The 18,868-nt window shown below is 71.5% G+C and carries 12 protein-coding genes; 6 read left to right on the top strand and 6 right to left on the bottom strand.

Features of this window, described 5'->3' with window-relative positions:
- Positions 1-24: 24 nt before the first annotated feature.
- Positions 25-672, top strand: a complete 648-nt coding sequence (locus ABZ794_RS08570) for a DUF4245 domain-containing protein (protein WP_210784409.1) — start codon at positions 25-27, stop codon at positions 670-672.
- A 204-nt stretch (positions 673-876) separates the two neighbouring features.
- Positions 877-1,722 carry a hypothetical protein gene (locus tag ABZ794_RS08565; protein WP_210784408.1) on the top strand — a complete coding sequence of 282 codons (846 nt, stop codon included), beginning with the start codon at positions 877-879 and terminating at the stop codon, positions 1,720-1,722.
- Positions 1,723-1,765: 43 nt separating this feature from the next.
- On the opposite strand, the gene ABZ794_RS08560 is transcribed toward ABZ794_RS08565, so the two are convergent.
- Both ABZ794_RS08560 and xseA read right to left on the bottom strand, forming a co-directional pair.
- A complete protein-coding gene (locus tag ABZ794_RS08560) occupies positions 1,766-1,987 on the bottom strand; it encodes an exodeoxyribonuclease VII small subunit (protein ID WP_030328827.1) in 222 nt (73 codons plus the stop codon).
- A 45-nt stretch (positions 1,988-2,032) separates the two neighbouring features.
- Positions 2,033-3,286: an exodeoxyribonuclease VII large subunit gene (gene xseA / locus ABZ794_RS08555; RefSeq protein ID WP_357514892.1), complete on the bottom strand. Its 1,254-nt coding sequence runs from the start codon at positions 3,284-3,286 to the stop codon at positions 2,033-2,035.
- 429 nt (positions 3,287-3,715) lie between these two features.
- Between xseA and ABZ794_RS08550 the strand changes: the two genes are divergently transcribed.
- Both ABZ794_RS08550 and ABZ794_RS08545 read left to right on the top strand, forming a co-directional pair.
- The gene (locus ABZ794_RS08550) at positions 3,716-4,717 is read left to right on the top strand and encodes a 4-hydroxy-3-methylbut-2-enyl diphosphate reductase (protein WP_238691319.1); all 1,002 of its coding nucleotides are present in this window, start codon (positions 3,716-3,718) and stop codon (positions 4,715-4,717) included.
- 41 nt (positions 4,718-4,758) lie between these two features.
- The gene (locus ABZ794_RS08545; protein WP_112581935.1) at positions 4,759-5,193 is read left to right on the top strand and encodes a hypothetical protein; all 435 of its coding nucleotides are present in this window, start codon (positions 4,759-4,761) and stop codon (positions 5,191-5,193) included.
- Positions 5,194-5,263: 70 nt separating this feature from the next.
- Here the strand turns inward: ABZ794_RS08545 and ABZ794_RS08540 are convergent, their stop codons facing one another.
- Positions 5,264-8,563, bottom strand: coding sequence for a S8 family serine peptidase (locus tag ABZ794_RS08540; RefSeq protein WP_357514890.1), 3,300 nt, complete (start codon positions 8,561-8,563; stop codon positions 5,264-5,266).
- Positions 8,564-8,699: 136 nt separating this feature from the next.
- The gene (locus tag ABZ794_RS08535; protein WP_210785664.1) at positions 8,700-9,872 is read right to left on the bottom strand and encodes a DNA recombination protein RmuC; all 1,173 of its coding nucleotides are present in this window, start codon (positions 9,870-9,872) and stop codon (positions 8,700-8,702) included.
- A gap of 54 nt (positions 9,873-9,926) precedes the next feature.
- On the opposite strand from ABZ794_RS08535, the gene ABZ794_RS08530 reads away from it, so the two are divergent.
- Positions 9,927-10,745: a hypothetical protein gene (locus ABZ794_RS08530; RefSeq protein ID WP_210785663.1), complete on the top strand. Its 819-nt coding sequence runs from the start codon at positions 9,927-9,929 to the stop codon at positions 10,743-10,745.
- Positions 10,746-10,812: 67 nt separating this feature from the next.
- Here ABZ794_RS08530 and ppc read toward each other — a convergent pair whose 3' ends face one another.
- Positions 10,813-13,599, bottom strand: a complete 2,787-nt coding sequence (gene ppc, locus ABZ794_RS08525) for a phosphoenolpyruvate carboxylase (RefSeq protein WP_210785662.1) — start codon at positions 13,597-13,599, stop codon at positions 10,813-10,815.
- A gap of 405 nt (positions 13,600-14,004) precedes the next feature.
- The gene (locus ABZ794_RS08520; protein WP_210785661.1) at positions 14,005-14,919 is read right to left on the bottom strand and encodes a cyclase family protein; all 915 of its coding nucleotides are present in this window, start codon (positions 14,917-14,919) and stop codon (positions 14,005-14,007) included.
- Between the two features lie 196 nt (positions 14,920-15,115).
- Here ABZ794_RS08520 and mfd point away from each other — a divergent pair, with 196 nt between their 5' ends.
- Complete coding sequence (mfd, locus tag ABZ794_RS08515) at positions 15,116-18,748, top strand: transcription-repair coupling factor (protein WP_357514887.1); 3,633 nt, start codon at positions 15,116-15,118, stop codon at positions 18,746-18,748.
- Positions 18,749-18,868 lie beyond the last annotated feature (120 nt).

Here is an 18,868-nt window from a genome sequence, read left to right as displayed (position 1 = left end):
TCGGGCGGCTGCGAAGATAACGGGGTGGAACCCGCACAGCCAGCCGACCGCGTACCCGCCGACCGCACGCCGCCCGACGGCCAGCCGCCGGCCGACGTCCCCGCCGGCCGTGGCGGTGAGCCCGCCGCGACCGACCCGACCCCACCGCCGCCGGCGGTGTCCGGCAAGTCCGAGCGGTCGCCGAAGGACATGGCGATCTCGCTGCTGGTGCTGCTCGTCCCGATCGCGCTGCTGCTGGCGTTCTACCGGGGATTCCTCGGCGGCGACCAGGCCACCACGGTCGATCCGGCGCCCGCCATCGAGCAGGCACGTTCGGCGAACGTCTTTCCGGTGAGTCAGCCGCAGGGGCTCGGCGCCGACTGGAAGACGGTCAGCGCCCGCTACCAGACCGTCGAGGGCGGTGCGAACCTGCGACTCGGCTACCTCACGCCGGAGGGGCGGGGCGTCCAACTGCTGCAGAGCAGCGTCCCGGCGGACCGTCTGCTCCCGGCCGAGCTGACCAGTCAGGGTCAGCCGCAGGGCCCCACCGAGCTGGCCGGGCGCTCCTGGCAGCTCTACACGGCCCGGGGGAACCAGCAGGCGCTGGTCCTGCTGGAGCCGACCCGCACGGTGATCGTCGTCGGCGACGCCCGGGACAACGAACTCCGCGAACTGGCCGGCTCACTGCGCTGACCGGACCCGGTGGGGTGGCCCACTGGCGCCGAATCTGGGCAACAGGCCCGAAGGGTGATTGTCCGACCCGTCGACAGGGAACAAGGAGGGGGTGACCCGGGCGCGCTGCTCGGCCCGGGTCGCGCGACGTAGCCGACGGTGCTGCTGCGTCGCCCGGTTTCCGGCGCCGTCCAGGTCGTCGGGTGACCCCCTTGGGAGACACGTATGACTGTTCGACGACTCGGCGCCGGCCTGGTAGCCGCCGCTCTGATCACGCCCGCACTGGCCGCCTGCGCCAGCGGAACCGGCACCGCCGGATCGACGCCGTCCCCGACGGTGAGCGCGTCCGGCACGGCGAGCGCGTCCGGCGCCCCGGTGGCGGGTGACGCCAAGCAGGCCCTGCTCGACTCCACCAAGGAGATCAGCAACGGGAACTTCCGGTTCACCCTGGCCGGCGCCGGCTCGACGGCGGAGGGGCTGGTGCACCAGCCCAGCCAGAGCGCGGCGATGAAGATCGCGATCGGTGGCCCCTCGTCCGACCTGGCGATGAAGCTCGACGTGGTCCACTTCAAGCCGGACAGCTGGGTCAAGCTGGAGCTGACCGGCCCCACCGCCGACAGCCTGCCCGCCATCAAGCAGCTCAACCTCGGCAAGTACCAGCACCTGGACCAGAACCGGATCAAGGGCAACCGCAACCTCGGCTTCGACTTCGAGAAGGTCGACCCGGCCGGTAGCGCGGTGCTCACCCAGGGCATCACCGAGGTCCGCAGCACCGGCACCGGCGCGTACGCCGGCAGCATCGACGTCACGAAGGCCGCCGAGGCGGGCTCGTTGAACGCCGCCACGATCGCCGCGCTGGGCACCCAGGCGAAGACCGTCCCGTTCACCGCGAAGGTGGACCCGCAGGGCCGGCTCAGCGAGCTCGTGCTCCAGTTGCCGGCCGCCGGGCAGACCGCCGCCCAGGAGATCAAGATGACCTACTCCGACTACGGAGCCGCCACGGCCGCGCAGAAGCCGCCGGCGGATCAGGTCGTCGAGGCGCCGGCCGAGCTGTACAGCCTGTTCAACTGACGTGCCGAGGTGGGGCGGCTCCGGCCGCCCCACCGGCGGTCGGTCAGGAAGCGGGCTCCTGCCGGGCGGCGTCGATCCGCGCCCGCGCACCGTCCAGCCAGCGTTGACAGATCACCGCCAGCGCCTCGCCGCGCTCCCAGAGCGCCAGCGACTCCTCCAGGGACGTGCCGCCGGCTTCCAGCCGCTCCACCACCGAGGCCAGCTCGGCGCGGGCCTGCTCGTAACTGAGCCGCTCGTCCGGCCCGGCCTTCGTGTCGTCAGTCATCGCGTTCATCTCAGCACACCACTCCCCACCTCGCCGCGTCGCCACTCAGCCATCGACGGTGGCGGCCAGCTCGCCGTCGGCCAGTCGTACCCGCAGCGGGTCGCCCTTGCCGACCTCCGCCGCCGCGCGGACCACGTGGCCGTCCGCGCGCTGCACTATCGCGTACCCCCGGTCGAGGGTGGCGGCGGGGGAGAGGGCGCGCAGCCGCGCGAGGGTGTGCCGCAGGTCATCCTCGGCGGCCGCGAGCCGGTGCTCCAGGCAGCGGCCGGCCCGCCGACGCAACGCGGTCAGCTCGGTCGCCCGATGCTCCACCATCACCTGGGGCCGGGCCAGCACCGGCCGTGAACGCAGCCCGTCGAGCCGGTGCGTCTCCCGGTCGACCAGGTTGCGTACCGCCCGTTCGAGGCGGTGCCGGGCCTGACCGATGAGGCGTACCTCCTCGGTGAGGTCGGGAACGACCCGCTTCGCCGCGTCGGTCGGGGTGGAGGCACGGACGTCGGCGACGTAGTCGATCAGGGGCGCGTCCGTCTCGTGGCCGATCGCGCTGACCACCGGCGTACGACAGCCGAACACCGCGCGGCACAGCGCCTCGTCGGAGAACGGCAGCAGGTCCTCGATACCGCCGCCGCCCCGCGCGATGATGATCACGTCGATGCTCGGGTCGGCGTCCAGCACCTTGAGCGCGTCGACGATCTGTGGCACCGCGGACGGGCCCTGCACGGCCACGTTGATCGTCCGGAACTCCACCGCCGGCCAGCGCCGTCGAGCATTTGTCAGCACGTCCCGCTCCGCCGCCGACGCGCGACCGGTGATGAGCCCGATCCGGCCGGGCAGGAACGGCAGTCGACGCTTGCGGGCGCGGTCGAAGAGCCCTTCGGCGGCGAGCAGCTTCTTGAGCTTCTCCAGTCGGGCCAGCAGCTCCCCGAGCCCCACCTGACGAATCTCGTCGGCCCGCAGGCTCAGCGTGCCCCGGGCGGCGTAGAACTCCGGCTTGGCGTGCAGCACCACGCGCGCGCCCTCGCGTAGCTCCGGCGCTCCGGAGTCCAGGACGTCCCGGTTGGTGGTGACGGTCAGGCTCAGGTCGGCCGATGGGTCACGCAGGGTGAGGAAGACCGTGCTGGCCCCCGGGCGGCGGCTGATCTGCGCCACCTGCCCGTCCACCCACACCCAGCCCAGCTTGGCGATCCAGGCCCCCACCTTCTGGCTGACCACCCGTACCGGCCAAGGCTCCTCAGCGCTGCTGCCGCCGCCGCCGCCCCCGCCGCCCCCGCCACTTCCCACCCGCCCACCCTCGCTCACCCGCCCACCCTACGGACCTCCCGGGTGATCAAGAGGTTTGCGTCGGCGCTGGGCGCGTTTCTGACGTAAACCTCTTGATCACCCGGGGCCGAGGGTGGCAACACCGTTGCGTCAGACGGAGTGGCTGTTCGTCAACCCCGCGCTGTCCGTCGATCATGGAGTTGTGGTGGGTGGCAAAGTGCCCGCATCGAGCCAAACCAGGCACCGTAACTCCATGATCGACGAGGGCGGGCTGCCCCTCGTCCGCGATCTTGCGTTTACTGTCGCGACATAAGAGGGTATTCCGCGCATATCAGCGACCAAAACTGCAAGATCGGCGCGGGCGGGGCCGTTCTGGAGTGACGGACCTGGGTTCACCGTGCCCATGCGCCCACTAACCGATCTCTAGTGCAACGGTGTTGCCGAGGGTGGTTGCGGGCCGCTGCCGCGCTGCGGGGTGGCACGTACGATGGGGCGGTGACTGATCTCCGGACCGGCAAGCGCGTGCTCCTGGCCAAGCCCCGCGGCTACTGCGCGGGTGTCGACCGCGCGGTGCAGACCGTGGAGGAGGCGCTGAAGCTCTACGGCGCCCCGATCTACGTGCGCAAGCAGATCGTGCACAACAAGCACGTGGTGCAGACCCTGGAGGCCCAGGGCGCCATCTTCGTGGAGGAGAACGAGGAGGTGCCGGAGGGCGCCACAGTCGTCTTCTCCGCGCACGGTGTGGCGCCCGAGATCCACGAGCAGGCCAAGGCGCGTTCGTTGAAGGCGATCGACGCGACCTGTCCGCTGGTCACCAAGGTGCACCACGAGGCGCGGCGCTTCGCGGCCGAGGACTACGACATCCTGCTCATCGGCCACGAGGGGCACGAAGAGGTCATCGGCACCGCCGGTGAGGCCCCCGCGCACATCCAGCTGGTGGACGGCCCGGACGGCGCCGACAAGATCACCGTACGTGATCCGGAGAAGGTGGTCTGGCTCTCCCAGACCACGCTCTCGGTCGACGAGACGCTGGAGACTGTGGCCCGCCTCAAGCAGCGGCTGCCGCTGTTGCAGTCCCCGCCCAGCGACGACATCTGCTACGCCACCTCCAACCGGCAGCACGTGGTCAAGGAGATCGCCGCCGACTGTGACGTGGTGATCGTGGTCGGCTCGACGAACTCCTCCAACTCGGTCCGCCTGGTCGAGGTCGCCCTCGACGCCGGTGCCCGCGCCGGTCACCTGGTCGACTTCGCGCACGAGATCGACGACGCCTGGCTGGAGGGGGCCACCACGGTCGGTTTGACCTCGGGCGCGAGCGTCCCGGACGACCTGGTCCAGGAGGTGCTGGTCCACCTCGCCGCCCGTGGCTTCGCCGACGTCGAGGAGATCACCACCGCCAACGAGCGGCTCACGTTCTCGCTTCCGCAGGAGCTGAGGCGGGACATGAAGGCCGCTGCGGCGCGCGGCTGAAGCGTGGGAACGAACTCGGGTCGGCGTACGTCAGATTCGGCATGAGGACTCTTCGGCTCGCCGTCCCCGCGCTGGCCGTCTGCGTGGCGCTGAGCGCCTGCGGCGGCCAGGGTGTCGGGGGCGGCACACCCACCCCGACCCCGACGGGAGCGCAGCCGGTGACCAGCCAGCCCACGCCCGACCCGACGCCCTCGCCAGAGACCGGCACCCGGTCCGTGCCGCCCGGGCTGAAGACTCCGAAACCGGGCGGCCCGAGCACGCCGCCGGGCGTCGGGGCCACCACACTGAGCGGCACCGTGCAGGGCGGTGTGGAGCCTGGCTGCGTACTGCTCGACGGTTACCTACTGCTCGGCGGCCCGCGTGAGGTGCTGACGCCGGGCGCCCGGGTCGAGGTCACCGGTCGGGTGGAGCCCGGCATGATGACCACCTGCCAGCAGGGCACCCCGTTCGTCGTGACGGCCGCCCACCGGTCCTGACCACTGACCCCTGACATGCGGGAGCCCGCCCCCAACGTGGGGACGGGCTCCTGCCGGTGTTACGAGCGGATCAGTTCACGGCACCGATGGACACGTTCCCGCGACCCACGATCGCACCCTCGCTGGTGACGATCGCCAGTTCACCGGAGAGCTGACGCCCGTCGGCCGGAACGGCCACCGCGGTCACCGTGCCGGTGATGGTGGCCGACTCGCCGTGCATCAGCGGCACCGCGACGGCCGGAGCGGTGATCGTGCCCAGCGACGCGGACGCGAACGCGTCGTAGTAGTCGTAGGCGGTGCTGGTGCCCGGCCCGTCAACCCCGTACGGCTCCACCACGACGCGGTAGGTGCCGGCGGCCGGGTTGGTCAGCGTGACCGCCTCCTCCGAGTCGCCGTCCGCGGCCCGGCCGACCTCGGTGGTGTCCCGGTAGACGAACAGGTCCAGGTCGGCGCCCGCGTTGGCGGGGTTGCCGATCCGGGCGGTGAACGTCGACGTGCCCGCCGGGATCTCGACGGTCCACTCCTGGTTGGGACCGCCCTCGGTGATGGTCGGACGCTCGGTCCGCACACCGGTCAGCGCGCCACTGCGGCCGCTGACCGAGACCGGGCCGAAGGCGTTGGTGACCTTCCAGCTCACCGGGGTCGGCTCGCCGGCCTCGACACTGGGCAGCTCGACCAGCGCCGGCTCGACAGTCAGGCCCTGCACCCGCGCCTGGAGCTTGAACGGGTTGTTCAGCGCCGGGGACGTCCGCCGCGACTCCACCTCGATCTCCCAGACCCCGGGAAGCGGGTTCTGGTAGTCACGCTCCTGCGGCTTGCAGACGTTGACGTCGGAGAAGTTGGTGTAGCAGACGGTGCTGGTGGTGGACTCCACCGGCACACCCAACGGGTTGATCGCGATGAATCGGGTCTGCGAACCGGTGGCGATCCCGGAGAGGTTCACCTGGAGGGCCTTGGCACCCTCCGGCACCGTGACGAAGTACGACGTGAACCCGTTGCGGTCGACCGAGCCCTCGTTGGCGTACGAGAAGTTGGGCTTCTTCACGTCGTTCGAGGCCACCACCACCGTGGACACCTCGAAGTCGACCACGTTGGTGGCCGGGTCGTCGATCCGCACGATCGCGCCGTGCGCGCCCTCGGTGGCCGGCTTGGCGGTGACGCTGATGGTGACGGCCTTGTTGAGCGGCAACGCGACGGTCTTCGGTGCCTTGAAGGTGCCGTCGTTGCCCTGGAGCGTGACGTTGTGCTTGATGGTGCCGGCCGGGCCGCTGGTGCGGGTCAGCTTGACCGGGTACGTCTTGCTCTGGCCGACCTTGTGGCCGCCCTCGGACGAGGTGCAGCGGTTGTAGACGCCGGTGCCCCGACCGGGGTTCGGCACGAACTTCACACCGTTCCAGATGGTCAGCTGCTCCGCCAGGGGGCTGCAGACCGGCGCGTCGGAGACGTACGACCGGGTTTCGACGCCCTGGCGCAGCAGCTGCCAGGCGCCCGGAACGTTGACCATGCCGTAGCCCTGCGCGTACGTCGGCACGTCAGCGATCGGCTTGGCGGAGGTGAACAGCGCCCGCCGCAACGCCGCCGGGCTGACGCCCCGGTCGGTGGCCTTGGCGGCCGACAGCAGCAACGCGCCGGCGCCAGCGGTCTGCGGAGACGCCATCGAGGTGCCGTTCAGCATCGCGTAGCCCGGGGGCAGCGCGTATCCGGCCTCGGGGACCGGGGCGCCGAGCTGCCAGGTCGGTGCGGTGGAGATGGCCGAGCCGGGGGCGGCGATGTTCGGCTTGAAGCCGCCGTCCTCGCGCGGGCCACGGGAGGAGAAGTTGAACAGGGCGTTCTTCTTCTTGACGACCGAGCCGTAGTTGGCCAGCCAGGTGTCCTTGCTGATGTTGGCGGCAACGCTGATCACGTTGCTGGCCACCGACGGGTCGCCGACGGTGTTGAGACCCGGGCCGGAGTTGCCGGCCGAGATGATCAACTGCACGCCGTACGTCTCGATCAGTTCGTTGTAGAGGTTCGCCCGCGCGTTGTTGCCGTCGTTCAGGCCCGGTAGGCCACCGATCGACATGTTGACGATGTCGACGCCACGATTGGCCACCAGGTCGATCATGCCGGTGGTGAGCGCCGCCGCGGTGCAGCCGCCGCCCCAGGAGCAGGCGCGGGCGGAGACCAGCTTGGCGCCGGGCGCGGCACCGTCGAAGGCCCCGTTGCCGAGCATGTCGTTGGCGGCGGTGATGCCGGCGACGTGGGTGCCGTGGGTGCTCTCGACAATGCCGATGTTGACGTAGTCGTAGGTGCCCGGCAGCCCGATCGGCGTGGTGTTCACGTTCTTGCGGAACTCGACGACGAAGGGCTGCCGCTCGGCGACCGGCGTGGCCGGGTTGTCGGTGCCGAAGTAGCCGATGTCGTACTTCTCCTTGTACGGCCGCATGACCGGGTCGTCGGTGAAGTTGAGGTTCTGGTTGGCGTCCACCCGGATGTTGTTGGTGGCCGGGTCGAAGAGCACACCCCAGGTGTCGGTCGTGTCGCCGTCGCGGTTGACGTCACCCCGGGCGTCGCTCGCGTTGGTGACCGACTCGCTGAACAGGTTGAACCGGTACGTGCCGGCCGGCGCCGTCCAGGTGCCGAGGCCGTCGATGGTGAACGACGGGCCGGCGACCTCGGCCTGCATCCGCCGCCACGAGCTGTCCTCCAGCGGGTCGGTCGCGGTGACCCAGTCGACGATCTTTCGCTCACCGGTGGTGGTCTGCTGCAACGCCGGGTGGGCCAGGTCCACACCGGAGTCCATGATGCCGATCGTGACGCCCCGGCCGTCCCACTCCGGGTGGGCCGCGGTGAACGCCACCGCGCCGGTCTCGTTCGTCGGCATGTACGGGTTGTCCGCCGGGGTGGCCGCGCCCGGCGCCTCCACGGCGGCCTGTCGCGCACCAGCGGTGCCGGTGGGGGTCTGTTCCGGGGCCGGGTCCGGCAGTTGGATGACCTCGTCCAGGTCGACCGCCGACACGCCGGGCAGCCGGGCCGCCTTGAGAACCCGGTCGGTCGGGACCTTGGCCAGCACGAAGCCGACCCGGTCCTGCCGCTGGCTGACAGTGCCGCCGAGCTTGGTGAGGCTGTCGGCGACGTCCCCCGCCTCACCCTTCTCGGTGGCGACGATCAACGTGACGGTCGGAGCCTTCTTGGCGCGGGCCTCGCTGAGCAGTTTGGCGTCGTGCGCGCCCAGCGTCTCGGCGGCGGTGGCCGGGGAGGTGTCCGCTGTGGTCGTTGGAGCGGCGGCCGCGGTGGCGGCACCACCCATGGCGGTCACGGCGCTCGCCGCCAGGACCGATGCGAAGAGCGCGGCTGAGGTGCGCCGGCTCAGGTTTGGGAGTCTGCTCACGTTCTCTTTTCCTCCAGAGAACAGGGCCCTCAGACAAGGGCGCTCGGGTGAGCAGAATCTTTCGGGGTATCGGCGAGCACTGTCACTAGTGGCCAGTTCCTTGTGACCACTTCGTGATATGCAGGCGTACGCACTGTCACATAGATGGCTGGCGGGCCGAGACCTCGTCGGCCGGATCGGCCAGCTCGGGAGCCTGCGGCTGCCGGGGCGTCAACTCGACCTGGGCCGGCGTGGCCAACTCGTCGTCCGAGACGCCCAACTCGGCGAGCTTGCGAGCGCTGACCAACACCCGGGCCTCCAGCGAGCCGACCGCCCGGTTGTAGGCGGTCACCGCACCGGCCAGCGAGGACCCGAGCTTGCCCACGTGGTCGCCCAGGGTGGATAGCCGGCCGTACAGCTCCCGGGCGAGGGTGTGCACGGCGAGCGCGTTGCGGGCCAGTGCCTCCTGCCGCCAGGAGTAGGCCACCGTGCGGAGCAGGGCGACCAGCGTGGCCGGCGTGGCGAGCACCACGTTGCGGGTGAAGGCGTGCTCCAGCAGCGTCGGGTCTCGCTGGAGCGCGACGTCGAGGAACGGGTCGGCCGGGACGAACAGCACCACGAACTCGGGTGAGTTGTCGAACGCCGACCAGTACGACTTGGCGGCCAGGGCGTCGACGTGCCCCCGCAGGTGCCGCGCGTGCGCGTCGAGGTGGGTGTCCCGGCCGCGCTCGTCGCGGGCCTCCATGGCTGTCAGGTACGCGTCGAACGGGGCCTTGGCGTCCACCACCACCGAGCGACCACCGTGCAGGCGGACCACCAGATCCGGTCGGACGACCTGCTGGTCGGTGGCGGCGGTGACCTGCTCGGAGAAGTCGCAGTGCTCCAGCATGCCGGCAGCCTCGACGATCCGGCGCAACTGGTGCTCGCCCCAGCGGCCCCGCACCTGCGGTGCGCGCAGCGCCGCCACCAACTGCTTGGTCTCGGTGCGCAGCTCACCGGAGACCGCGTTCATCGAGCGGACCTGCTCACGCAGTTCGGCGTACGCGTCGACGCGGTCGTGCTCCAGCTCGGCCACCCGTTGCTCGTAGCGGCGCAGGGTGTCGTGCAGCGGCGCGACCGCCCGGGCCACCGCCTCCTGGGACTGTGCGGTGGCCTCGTAGCTCAACGCCCGCATGGACTGTTCCAGCCGACCCTCGCCCTCCCGGGTGGCGGCCAGGGTGGCATCCAGGCGGGCGATGTCGGCCGCCGAGCGGGACCGGGCCGCGAGCCAGCCCACCGCCCCGCCGGCGCCGAGGCACACGATCACCAGGAGCAGCGTCGAGACGTCCATCACCGGAGCTTGCCAGACGGATACGACGTGCGACCCGGGGGTACGTTCGATGACATGGAACTTGTGCTCTGCCTCGCCGTTGTGCTGGTCGGCGCGCTGGGCGCCGCCGCGCTCGTCCGCGCTCAGGCCGGTGCCCGTCGGCGCACCGAGCTCGGCGACGCCCGCGCGGAGGCGCAGCGGTGGTACGAGCGCCTCGGCGGCCAGTTGATGAACCTGCACGGCGACGACCCAGCGGTACGACAGGCGCTGGCCGACGCCGGTGAGCGGTACAACGCGGCGGGCTCCCAGCTGGAGCAGGCGTCCACGCCGCACCAGTTCGGGCTGGCCCGGGAGACCGCGCTGGAGGGTTTGGCGTACATCCGGGCGGCGCGTACGGCGCTGGGCATCGATCCGGGCCCCGAGGTGCCGCCAGTGGCCGCCGCCCGTGGCGTGGGGCAGCTCACCAAGGAGCGCGAGGTCGATGTGCAGGGGCAGACCTTCCGGGCCGGGCCGCAACCCGGCCGGGAAACGCCCTACTACTACCCCGGTGGGCGTTATCAGGGCCGCCCGGTGCCCGCCGGCTGGTATTCGACGCCCTGGTGGAAGACGGCGCTGGGTGCCGGCGCCGGTGTGCTCGGCGGCATCCTGATCGCCGACGCGCTCTTCTCGCCGGCCTTCGCCGACCCCGGGTACGGCTACGACGCCGGCTACCAGGAGGGCTTCGGTGACGGTGTCGACCAGGGCGGCGACGGCGGCGACCAGGGCGGCGACTTCGGCGGCAGCGACCAGGGTGGGGACGTCGGCGGCGGCGACTACGCCGGTGGGGACTTCGGCGGTGGCGGCTTCGGCGGCGGTGACTTCGGGGGCGGGGATTTCGGCGGCGGCGACTTCTGACAGTCGTTCAGACCTACGGAAACGGGCCCCGGTCGCAGCGACCGGGGCCCGTTTCCGTACCTGTCGATCAGCCGGTGTTGCGCATCCCGGCCGCGATGCCGTTCACGGTGGTGAGCAGCGCGCGTTCCAGGGCGGTGCCGTCGCTCGGTGCGCGTCGGCCGCCCGGTGCGGTGGCGATCGCCCGCCCGGCCGCGCCCGACTCCCGGTACTGCCGCAGCAGCGCCACCTGGAGATGGTGCAGCGGCTCCAGGTAGGTGTCGCGGACGGCCAGGGTGCGCTGAAGCACCGGCGAGTTCTCCAGCAGGGCCGGTGAGGCGGTCACCGCCAGCACTTCCCGCTTGGTCAGCTCGTACTCCTGCTCGATCTGCTCGAAGATCGGGTGCAGCTTCTTCGGCACCAACGTCTCGACGTACCGGCGGGCGATGCTCAGGTCGGTCTTGGTCAACATCATCTCGACGTTCGACAGGAACGTGCGGAAGAAGTGCCAGTTGCGGTGCATCTCGGCCAGCACGTCCGCCAGACCGGCCTCACGGGCGGCGGCCAGCCCGGAGCCGACGCCGAACCAGCCCGGCACGATCTGCCGGGTCTGCGTCCAGCCGAACACCCACGGGATGGCCCGCAGCCCGGACAGCCCGGCACCGGTGTTCGGGCGCTTCGCCGGCCGGGAGCCGATGTTCAGCGCGCCGAGCAGCTCGGTGGGGGTGGACGCCCAGAAGTACGCGGGCAGGTCCGGGTCCTCGACGAGCGACCGGTAGGACCGGAACGCCGACTCGGAGACCACGTCCATCGTCGCGTCCCAGCGCTCCAACATCTCGGCCGGCTGCCGGGGCGCGGTGTGCAGCAGGGTCGCCTGGAGCACCGCGGCGAGGGTCAGCTCCAGGTTCTCCCGGGCCAGCGAGGGCAGGGTGTACTTGTCGGAGATCACCTCGCCCTGCTCGGTCACCTTGATCGCGCCGTCCATGGTGCCGTACGGCTGCGCCAGGATCGCCTCGTGCGTCGGCCCGCCGCCGCGCCCGACAGTGCCGCCCCGGCCGTGGAAGAGCCGCAGGTGCACACCGTGCCGGGCGGCCACGTCGCGCAGCGCGCGCTGCGCCCGGTGGATCGACCACTGGCTGGTGGTGATCCCGGCTTCCTTGTTCGAGTCGGAGTAGCCGAGCATGACCTCCTGCACGTCACCCCGGGCCGTCACCAGCGCCCGGTACGCGGGCAGCGACAGCAACTCGTCGAGGAGTTCGCCGCCGGAGTTCAGCTCGGCGGGGGTCTCCAGGAGCGGCACGAACCCGACCCGGGCCCGCCCGCTGTGCACGTCCACCAGGCCGGCCTCGCGGGCCAGCACCACGGCGGCCAGCACGTCGTCGACACCCAGGGTCATCGAGATGATGTACGACTCGATCACCTCGGCGCCGAACCGGTCCTGTGCCTCCCGGATGGTGCTGAACACGTCGAACGTCTTGCGGGCCGGCTCGGACAGCGACGTGTCCACCGTCGACAGCGGACGGCGACCGGTCAGCTCGTCGGCGAGCAGCTTGGTGCGTTCCAGCCGGGTCAGCGCCGGGTAGTCGGAGACCTCGCCGACCGCCTCGTAGAGCTGCGCGAGCACGGCGTGGTGCGCCTCGGCGTGTTCCCGGACGTCCATCGTCGCCAGATGCAGGCCGAACGCGGAGACCGTACGGATGGTGGAGGCCAGCCGGCCGACCGCGGTGAGCTGCCCGGAGTTGCGGGCCAACGAGGCGCGCAGCAGGTCCAGGTCGGCGATCAGCTCGGCCGAGCCCCGGTAGTCCCGACCCGGTACGTGTGCGGTGCCCTGGCGCAACCTCAGCCGGGTGTTGGCGAGCTTCGCCTTCACGCAGCGTGCCTTGAGCCGGTACGGCTCCTCCGCGTTGACCCGGCGGAAGCGCTGTGCCACCTCGGGCAGCGCGTCCAGGTCGGCGGCGAGGCTGGCGGACAGGTCCAGGGACACCCCGCGCAGTCGGCGGGACACCGAAACCTCGTTGATCAGGTGGTCCATCGCCTTCTCGGTGGCCGCGATGCCGTGCTCGTGCTGGATGGTCAGCACCTCGCGGGTGACCGCCGGGGTGACGAACGGGTTGCCGTCGCGATCGCCGCCGATCCAGGTGCCGAAGCTCAGCGGCCGGGCCGTCGGTGAGGTCTCCACACCGAGCGTGCGCAACGTGTCGGCCAGGTCGTCGAGCACCTGCGGGGCGGCCTCGGCGTACAGGTCGCGCAGGTAGTAGATGGCGTTGCGGGCCTCGTCGGTCGGGTCCGGCCGGTCGAGCCGCAGCTCGTCGGTCTGCCACATCAGGTCCAACAACTCGGCCAGCCGGCGGTTGGCCGGGCCCTCGTCGCTGGCGCCGTACAGGATCGCGTTGGCGGTCTCGGCGTCCAACTCGTCGGCGATCGCCCGCAGCTTGGACAGGATCGAGCGACGGGCCGCCTCGGTCGGGTGCGCGGTGAAGACCGGTCGCACCGCCAGCCGGCGAGCCGCGTTGGCGATCTCCTCGGCCGGCACCCCGCGCTCGGCGATCATCTTGGCGGCCTGGTCCAGCCAGCCGCCCTGCACCGCGCGGCGGCGGCGCAGGTCCCGCGCACGGTGCACCTGCTCGGTGATGTTGGCCAGGTGGAAGTAGGTGGAGAACGCGCGGGCCAGCTTGGTGCCGGTGGTCACGTCGAGCCCGCCGAGGCGCTGGGCGGCCGCCGGGGCGTCGGAGCGGACCTGGGCGCGGATCTCCTCGACGAGGTCGAGCAGTGGGCGACCCTCCTGGCGGGCCAGTGTCTGGCCGAGCAGGGTGCCGAGTCGGCGAATGTCGGCGCGCAGTGCGGCGTCCGGGCCGTCGTGGTCGTGCTGGTCGGTCACGATGCGCTCCCTTACGTGGATACGAAGGACAGCGCTGTCCGACTTACTGGATGGTATCCGCGCGCAGGGGGTGTCTGGAGGGCCCCCTGGTGATCCACTGCCCGCCGAAGGGTGTTTTCCGGGGTGATCTCAACCACCGTCACGGTCCGGCGAGGGGCCGGACTGGGTCGTTCCGGGGCCGGAGGGGGCGACCCGGCGACCCCGGACCAGGCTTGCGCTGACCAACCCGAGCCCTCCGAGGACCGTCCAGATCCCGAGGGCGGATGCCGGCCAGCCGGCCTACCGCCAGCGCCCACGTTGCTAGCCCATGGTCCGTTTTGTGGACCGCACTGTGGAACCAGCTCGCCGCCCCCACGGCCCGGCAGAGACCAGCCGCTGGCCGTGCGGCAGGCGTCGCCGGTGGCGTCAGGGGTTGACGACGGCGAAGGCGCGGACCGGAAAGGTGCCCATGCCGGCCACCATCGGCGGGGCAGCGGTGAACCGGAACCCGCTCGGCGGCAACGCGTCCAGGCCGGTCAGGTGCTCGACGATCGGGATGCCGGCGGCGAGCAGCGCGCTGTGCGCGGGGCGTACGCCGGCGGCCGCCGGGCTCATGTCGTCGATGTTGATCGAGTCGATGCCGACCAGGGCCGCCCCCGCGTCGACCAGCGCCCGGGCGGCCTCCCCGGTCAGGTACGGCGCGTCCGGCGCGCCGTACCGTTCGGTGCCGAAGTGCGCGTCCCACCCGGTGTGCAGCAGCACCGCCCGGCCGGTCACCTCGTACGGGGCCAGCATCAGCCGGTCCACCGCGCGGATGCCGGCCGGCACCCGCACCACCACCCCCGGTAGGTCGGCGAGACGGTCCAGCGACACCCCGGTCAGGTCGTCCCGGCCGGCCCAGCGGTGGGCGGGCGTGTCCAGGTACGTGCCGGTGTTGGCGATCATGTCGATGCGGGCCACGTGGAACTCGGTGCCCGGGGCGTATCGCTCGCGGGATGCCGCGAAGGTCAGCCAGTCGGTGATCCGGGGGCCCGGCCAACCCGGCAGGGTGGTCATCCCGTCGCTGATCACGTGGCTCAGCTCGACCAGCCGACGATCGGCGCCGGATCCGTCGACCGTGACGCCTCGGCCGCCCTTGTGCGGCTCCTCGATGATCGTCTTGGCGCTGATCCGGACGTGGGCGACCATCAGCAGCCCGAGGTGCCGGACGAACAACGCCGCCAGGTCGTCGTCGGTGATCTCCCGACCGGGAATGTCCAGCCGGAACCCCTCGGTACGCAGCCCGCCACCGTTGGCGAAGCTCACCTCCGCGTCGAACTGTGCCCGCCACTGCTCACCCATCCCGAAACCCGACCACGCCAGCCGGCGACGGTCAAGATCCTCTGGCCGGGCGTGGGGCGCGGGTGACGCGCGCGGCGCGGACCTGGGCGGAAGGGGGTGGCTGTCGGTCGACGGGGCTAGGCTTGTTGCCGTGCCCCCCCGTCCGGCTGGACGAGGGGCCGCCGTCGTGTGCGTCGACTCCCCGGGAAGGATTCCCTTGCTCACCGGTCTGTTCACCGCCGCCCTGTCCGACCCCGGGCTGACCCGGGCGCGTGACCTGGCGCGCTCCGGTGCCGCCCAGGTCGACGGCCTCGACATCACCGCCCCGGCGGCGCTGCGCCCGTTCGCCGTCGCGGCGGTCGCCGCCGACAACGACGGCGCCGGGCGACCGGTGCTGGCGGTGACCGCCACCACCCGGGAGGCCGACGACCTGGCCGCCGCGCTGGGCGGGTTGCTGCCGGCCGAGCAGGTAGTTGTCTTCCCCTCCTGGGAGACGCTGCCGCACGAGCGGCTGTCCCCCCGCTCCGACACGGTCGGCCGACGACTGGCCGTGCTGCGCCGGCTGGCGCACCCGGAGGCGACCGACGCGCACGGCGGCACCGGGCCACTGCGAGTGGTAGTGGCCCCGGTCCGTTCGCTGCTCCAGCCACAACTCAAGGGGCTCGGTGATCTGGAGCCGGTGCAGCTCGCCGCCGGCGAGGAGGCGGACCTGGAAGAGGTCGCCCGCCGACTGATCGACATGGCGTACGCCCGGGTCGACCTGGTCACCAAGCGCGGCGAGTTCGCGGTGCGCGGCGGGATCCTGGACGTCTTCCCGCCCACCGACGAGCACCCGTCGCGGGTCGAGTTCTGGGGCGACGAGGTGGAGGAGATCCGCACCTTCGCCGTCGCCGACCAGCGGACCATCGAGCAGGTTCCGCTGCTCTGGGCACCACCCTGCCGCGAGCTGCTGCTCACCCCGGCGGTCCGCGACCGGGCCGCCGCGCTCGCCGAGCAGCACCCCGAGCTGGCCGAGATCCTCGACAAGCTGGCCGAGGGCATCCCGGTGGAGGGGATGGAGTCGCTGGCCCCGGTGCTGGTCGGCCCCGACTCACTGGAGCTGCTGCTGGACGCCATGCCGGCCGGCACCCACGTCCTGCTCTGCGACCCCGAGCGGATCCGCACGCGGGCGCACGACCTGGTGCGTACGTCGGAGGAGTTCCTGCAGGCCAGCTGGGCCGCCGCCGCGGTCGGCGGCCAGGCCCCGGTGGACGTCGGCGCCGCCGCCTTCCGCACCCTCGGCGAGGTACGCGCCGCCGCCGGCAAGCTCGGCCAGCCGTGGTGGACGCTGTCCCCGTTCGGATTGGGTGAGGGGGAGACCGCCGACACTCGGCAGCCCTGGGAGGACGCGCCCGAGCAGGCCGCCGTCACTCCGGACGACGCCATCGCGGTGACCCTGTCCGCCCAACCGGCGCCGCTCTATCACGGCGAGACCTCTCGGGTGGTCGAGGACCTCAAGCGCTGGGCCGGCGAGGGCTGGTCGATCGCGCTGGTCTTCGAGGGGCACGGCCCCGCCCAGCGGGCGGTGGAGGTGCTGCGCGACGCCGGCCTGGGTGCCCGGTTCACCGAGGAGGTGCCGACCGCGCCCGTCCCCGGCGAGCTGGTGGTCACCTGTGGCGCGCTGAGCAGCGGGTTCGTCGACGAGGCGTCCCGCTTCGTGCTGCTCACCGGCAATGACGTGACAGGCGGTCGGGGCACCTCGACGCGAGACATGCGCAAGATGCCGAGTCGGCGGCGCAACACCATCGACCCGCTGGAGTTGAAGACCGGCGACCACGTGGTGCACGAGCAGCACGGCATCGGCCGCTACGTCGAGCTGGTGCAGCGCACCGTCAACGGCGCCAGCCGGGAATACCTCGTCATCGAGTACGCGGCCAGCAAGCGGGGCCAGCCCGGCGACCGGTTGTTCGTCCCGACCGACCAGCTCGACCAGCTCTCCCGCTACGTGGGCGGCGAGCAGCCGACCCTGCATAAGATGGGCGGCTCGGACTGGCAGAAGTCCAAGGCCCGGGCCCGCAAGGCGGTCCGGGAGATCGCCGCGCAGCTCATCCAGCTCTACGCCGCCCGCAAGGCGTCCAAGGGGCACTCGTTCGGCCCGGACACCCCGTGGCAGCGGGAGCTGGAGGATGCCTTCCCCTGGCAGGAGACGCCGGACCAGCTCGCCGCGATCGACGAGGTCAAGCGGGACATGGAGCAAAGCGTCCCGATGGACCGGCTGATCTGCGGTGACGTCGGCTACGGCAAGACCGAGATCGCGGTCCGGGCGGCGTTCAAGGCGGTGCAGGACGGTAAGCAGGTGGCGGTGCTGGTGCCGACCACCCTGCTGGTTCAGCAGCACTACAACACGTTCGCCGAGCGGATGAGCCAGTTCCCGGTCCAGATCCGGCAGCTGTCCCGGTTCCAGACGGCGAAGGAGACCGAGCGGACGATGGAGATGGTCGCCGACGGCACCGTCGACATCGTCATCGGTACGCACCGGCTGTTGCAGACGGCCACCCGCTTCAAGCAGCTGGGTCTGGTGATCGTCGACGAGGAGCAGCGCTTCGGTGTCGAGCACAAGGAGCACCTGAAGACGCTGCGCGCGTCGGTCGACGTGCTCAGCATGTCGGCCACCCCGATCCCGCGCACCCTGGAGATGGCGATCACCGGCATCCGGGAGATGTCCACCATCGCCACCCCACCGGAGGAGCGGCACCCGGTGCTCACCTTCGTCGGCGCGCAGGACGACCGGCAGGTGGCTGCGTCCATCCACCGTGAGCTGCTCCGCGACGGGCAGGTCTTCTACCTGCACAACCGGGTCGAGTCGATCGACCGGGCGGCACGGCGGCTGCGGGAGCTGGTGCCCGAGGCGCGGGTCGCGGTGGCGCACGGCCAGATGGGCGAGGACGCCCTGGAGAAGGTCATGGTCGGCTTCTGGGAGAAGGAGTTCGACGTCCTGGTCTGCACCACGATCGTCGAGTCGGGCATCGACATCCCGAACGCCAACACGCTGATCGTGGAGCGGGCCGACCTGCTGGGCCTGGCCCAGCTGCACCAGATCCGGGGCCGGGTCGGCCGGGGCCGGGAGCGGGCGTACGCCTACTTCCTCTACCCGCCGGAGAAGCCGCTCACCGAGCACGCCCACGAGCGGTTGGCGACCATCGCCCAGCACACCGAGTTGGGCGCCGGCATGTACGTGGCGATGAAGGACCTGGAGATCCGGGGCGCCGGCAACCTGCTCGGTGGCGAGCAGTCCGGGCACATCGAGGGCGTCGGCTTCGACCTGTACGTGCGGATGGTCGGCGAGGCGGTCTCCGCGTTCAAGGGTGAGCGGCCGGAGGAGGAGACCGATGTCAAGATCGATCTGCCGGTCGACGCGCACCTGCCGCACGACTACGTGAGCGTGGAGCGGCTGCGCCTGGAGATGTACCGCAAGCTCGCCGAGGCGCGCGACGAGGAGCGGCTGGGCGAGGTGATCGCCGAGATGACCGACCGGTACGGCGAGCCACCGGCCCCGGTGCAGAACCTGGTGGAGGTGGCCCGGTTCCGTCTGCTGGCCCGCCGCTACGGCCTGTCCGACGTGTCCGTGCAGGGCAAGCACGTACGGTTCGGCCCGCTGCCGTTGCCGGATTCGAAGCAGATGCGGCTCAAGCGCTATCACCCGGATGCCGTCTACAAGCAGGCCACCGACCAGGTCAGCGTGCCCCGACCGACCACTCGTCGGATCGGTGGCGAGCCGCTGCGTGACCAGGCGCTGCTCCAGTGGTGCGCGCAACTGCTCTCCGATGTGCTCGGTGCCCCCGCCCCACTCGCCGTCGCCGCGAGCGCCTGAGCCGTCGCCGCGAGCGACTGAGCCGGCGGTGTGCTCTGGACCAGGGGCGCTCGTGCGTCGACGCCGCCCCTGGTCGGGGGATGAGCGAAGGTGGGGGGTGTCACAACCCCGGGTGACGGC

Origin of the sequence: Micromonospora sp. NPDC047187, from assembly GCF_040643355.1 — a bacterium.
Taxonomy (GTDB): domain Bacteria; phylum Actinomycetota; class Actinomycetes; order Mycobacteriales; family Micromonosporaceae; genus Micromonospora; species Micromonospora salmantinae.
This window is presented reverse-complemented; position numbering and strand designations above follow the sequence as displayed.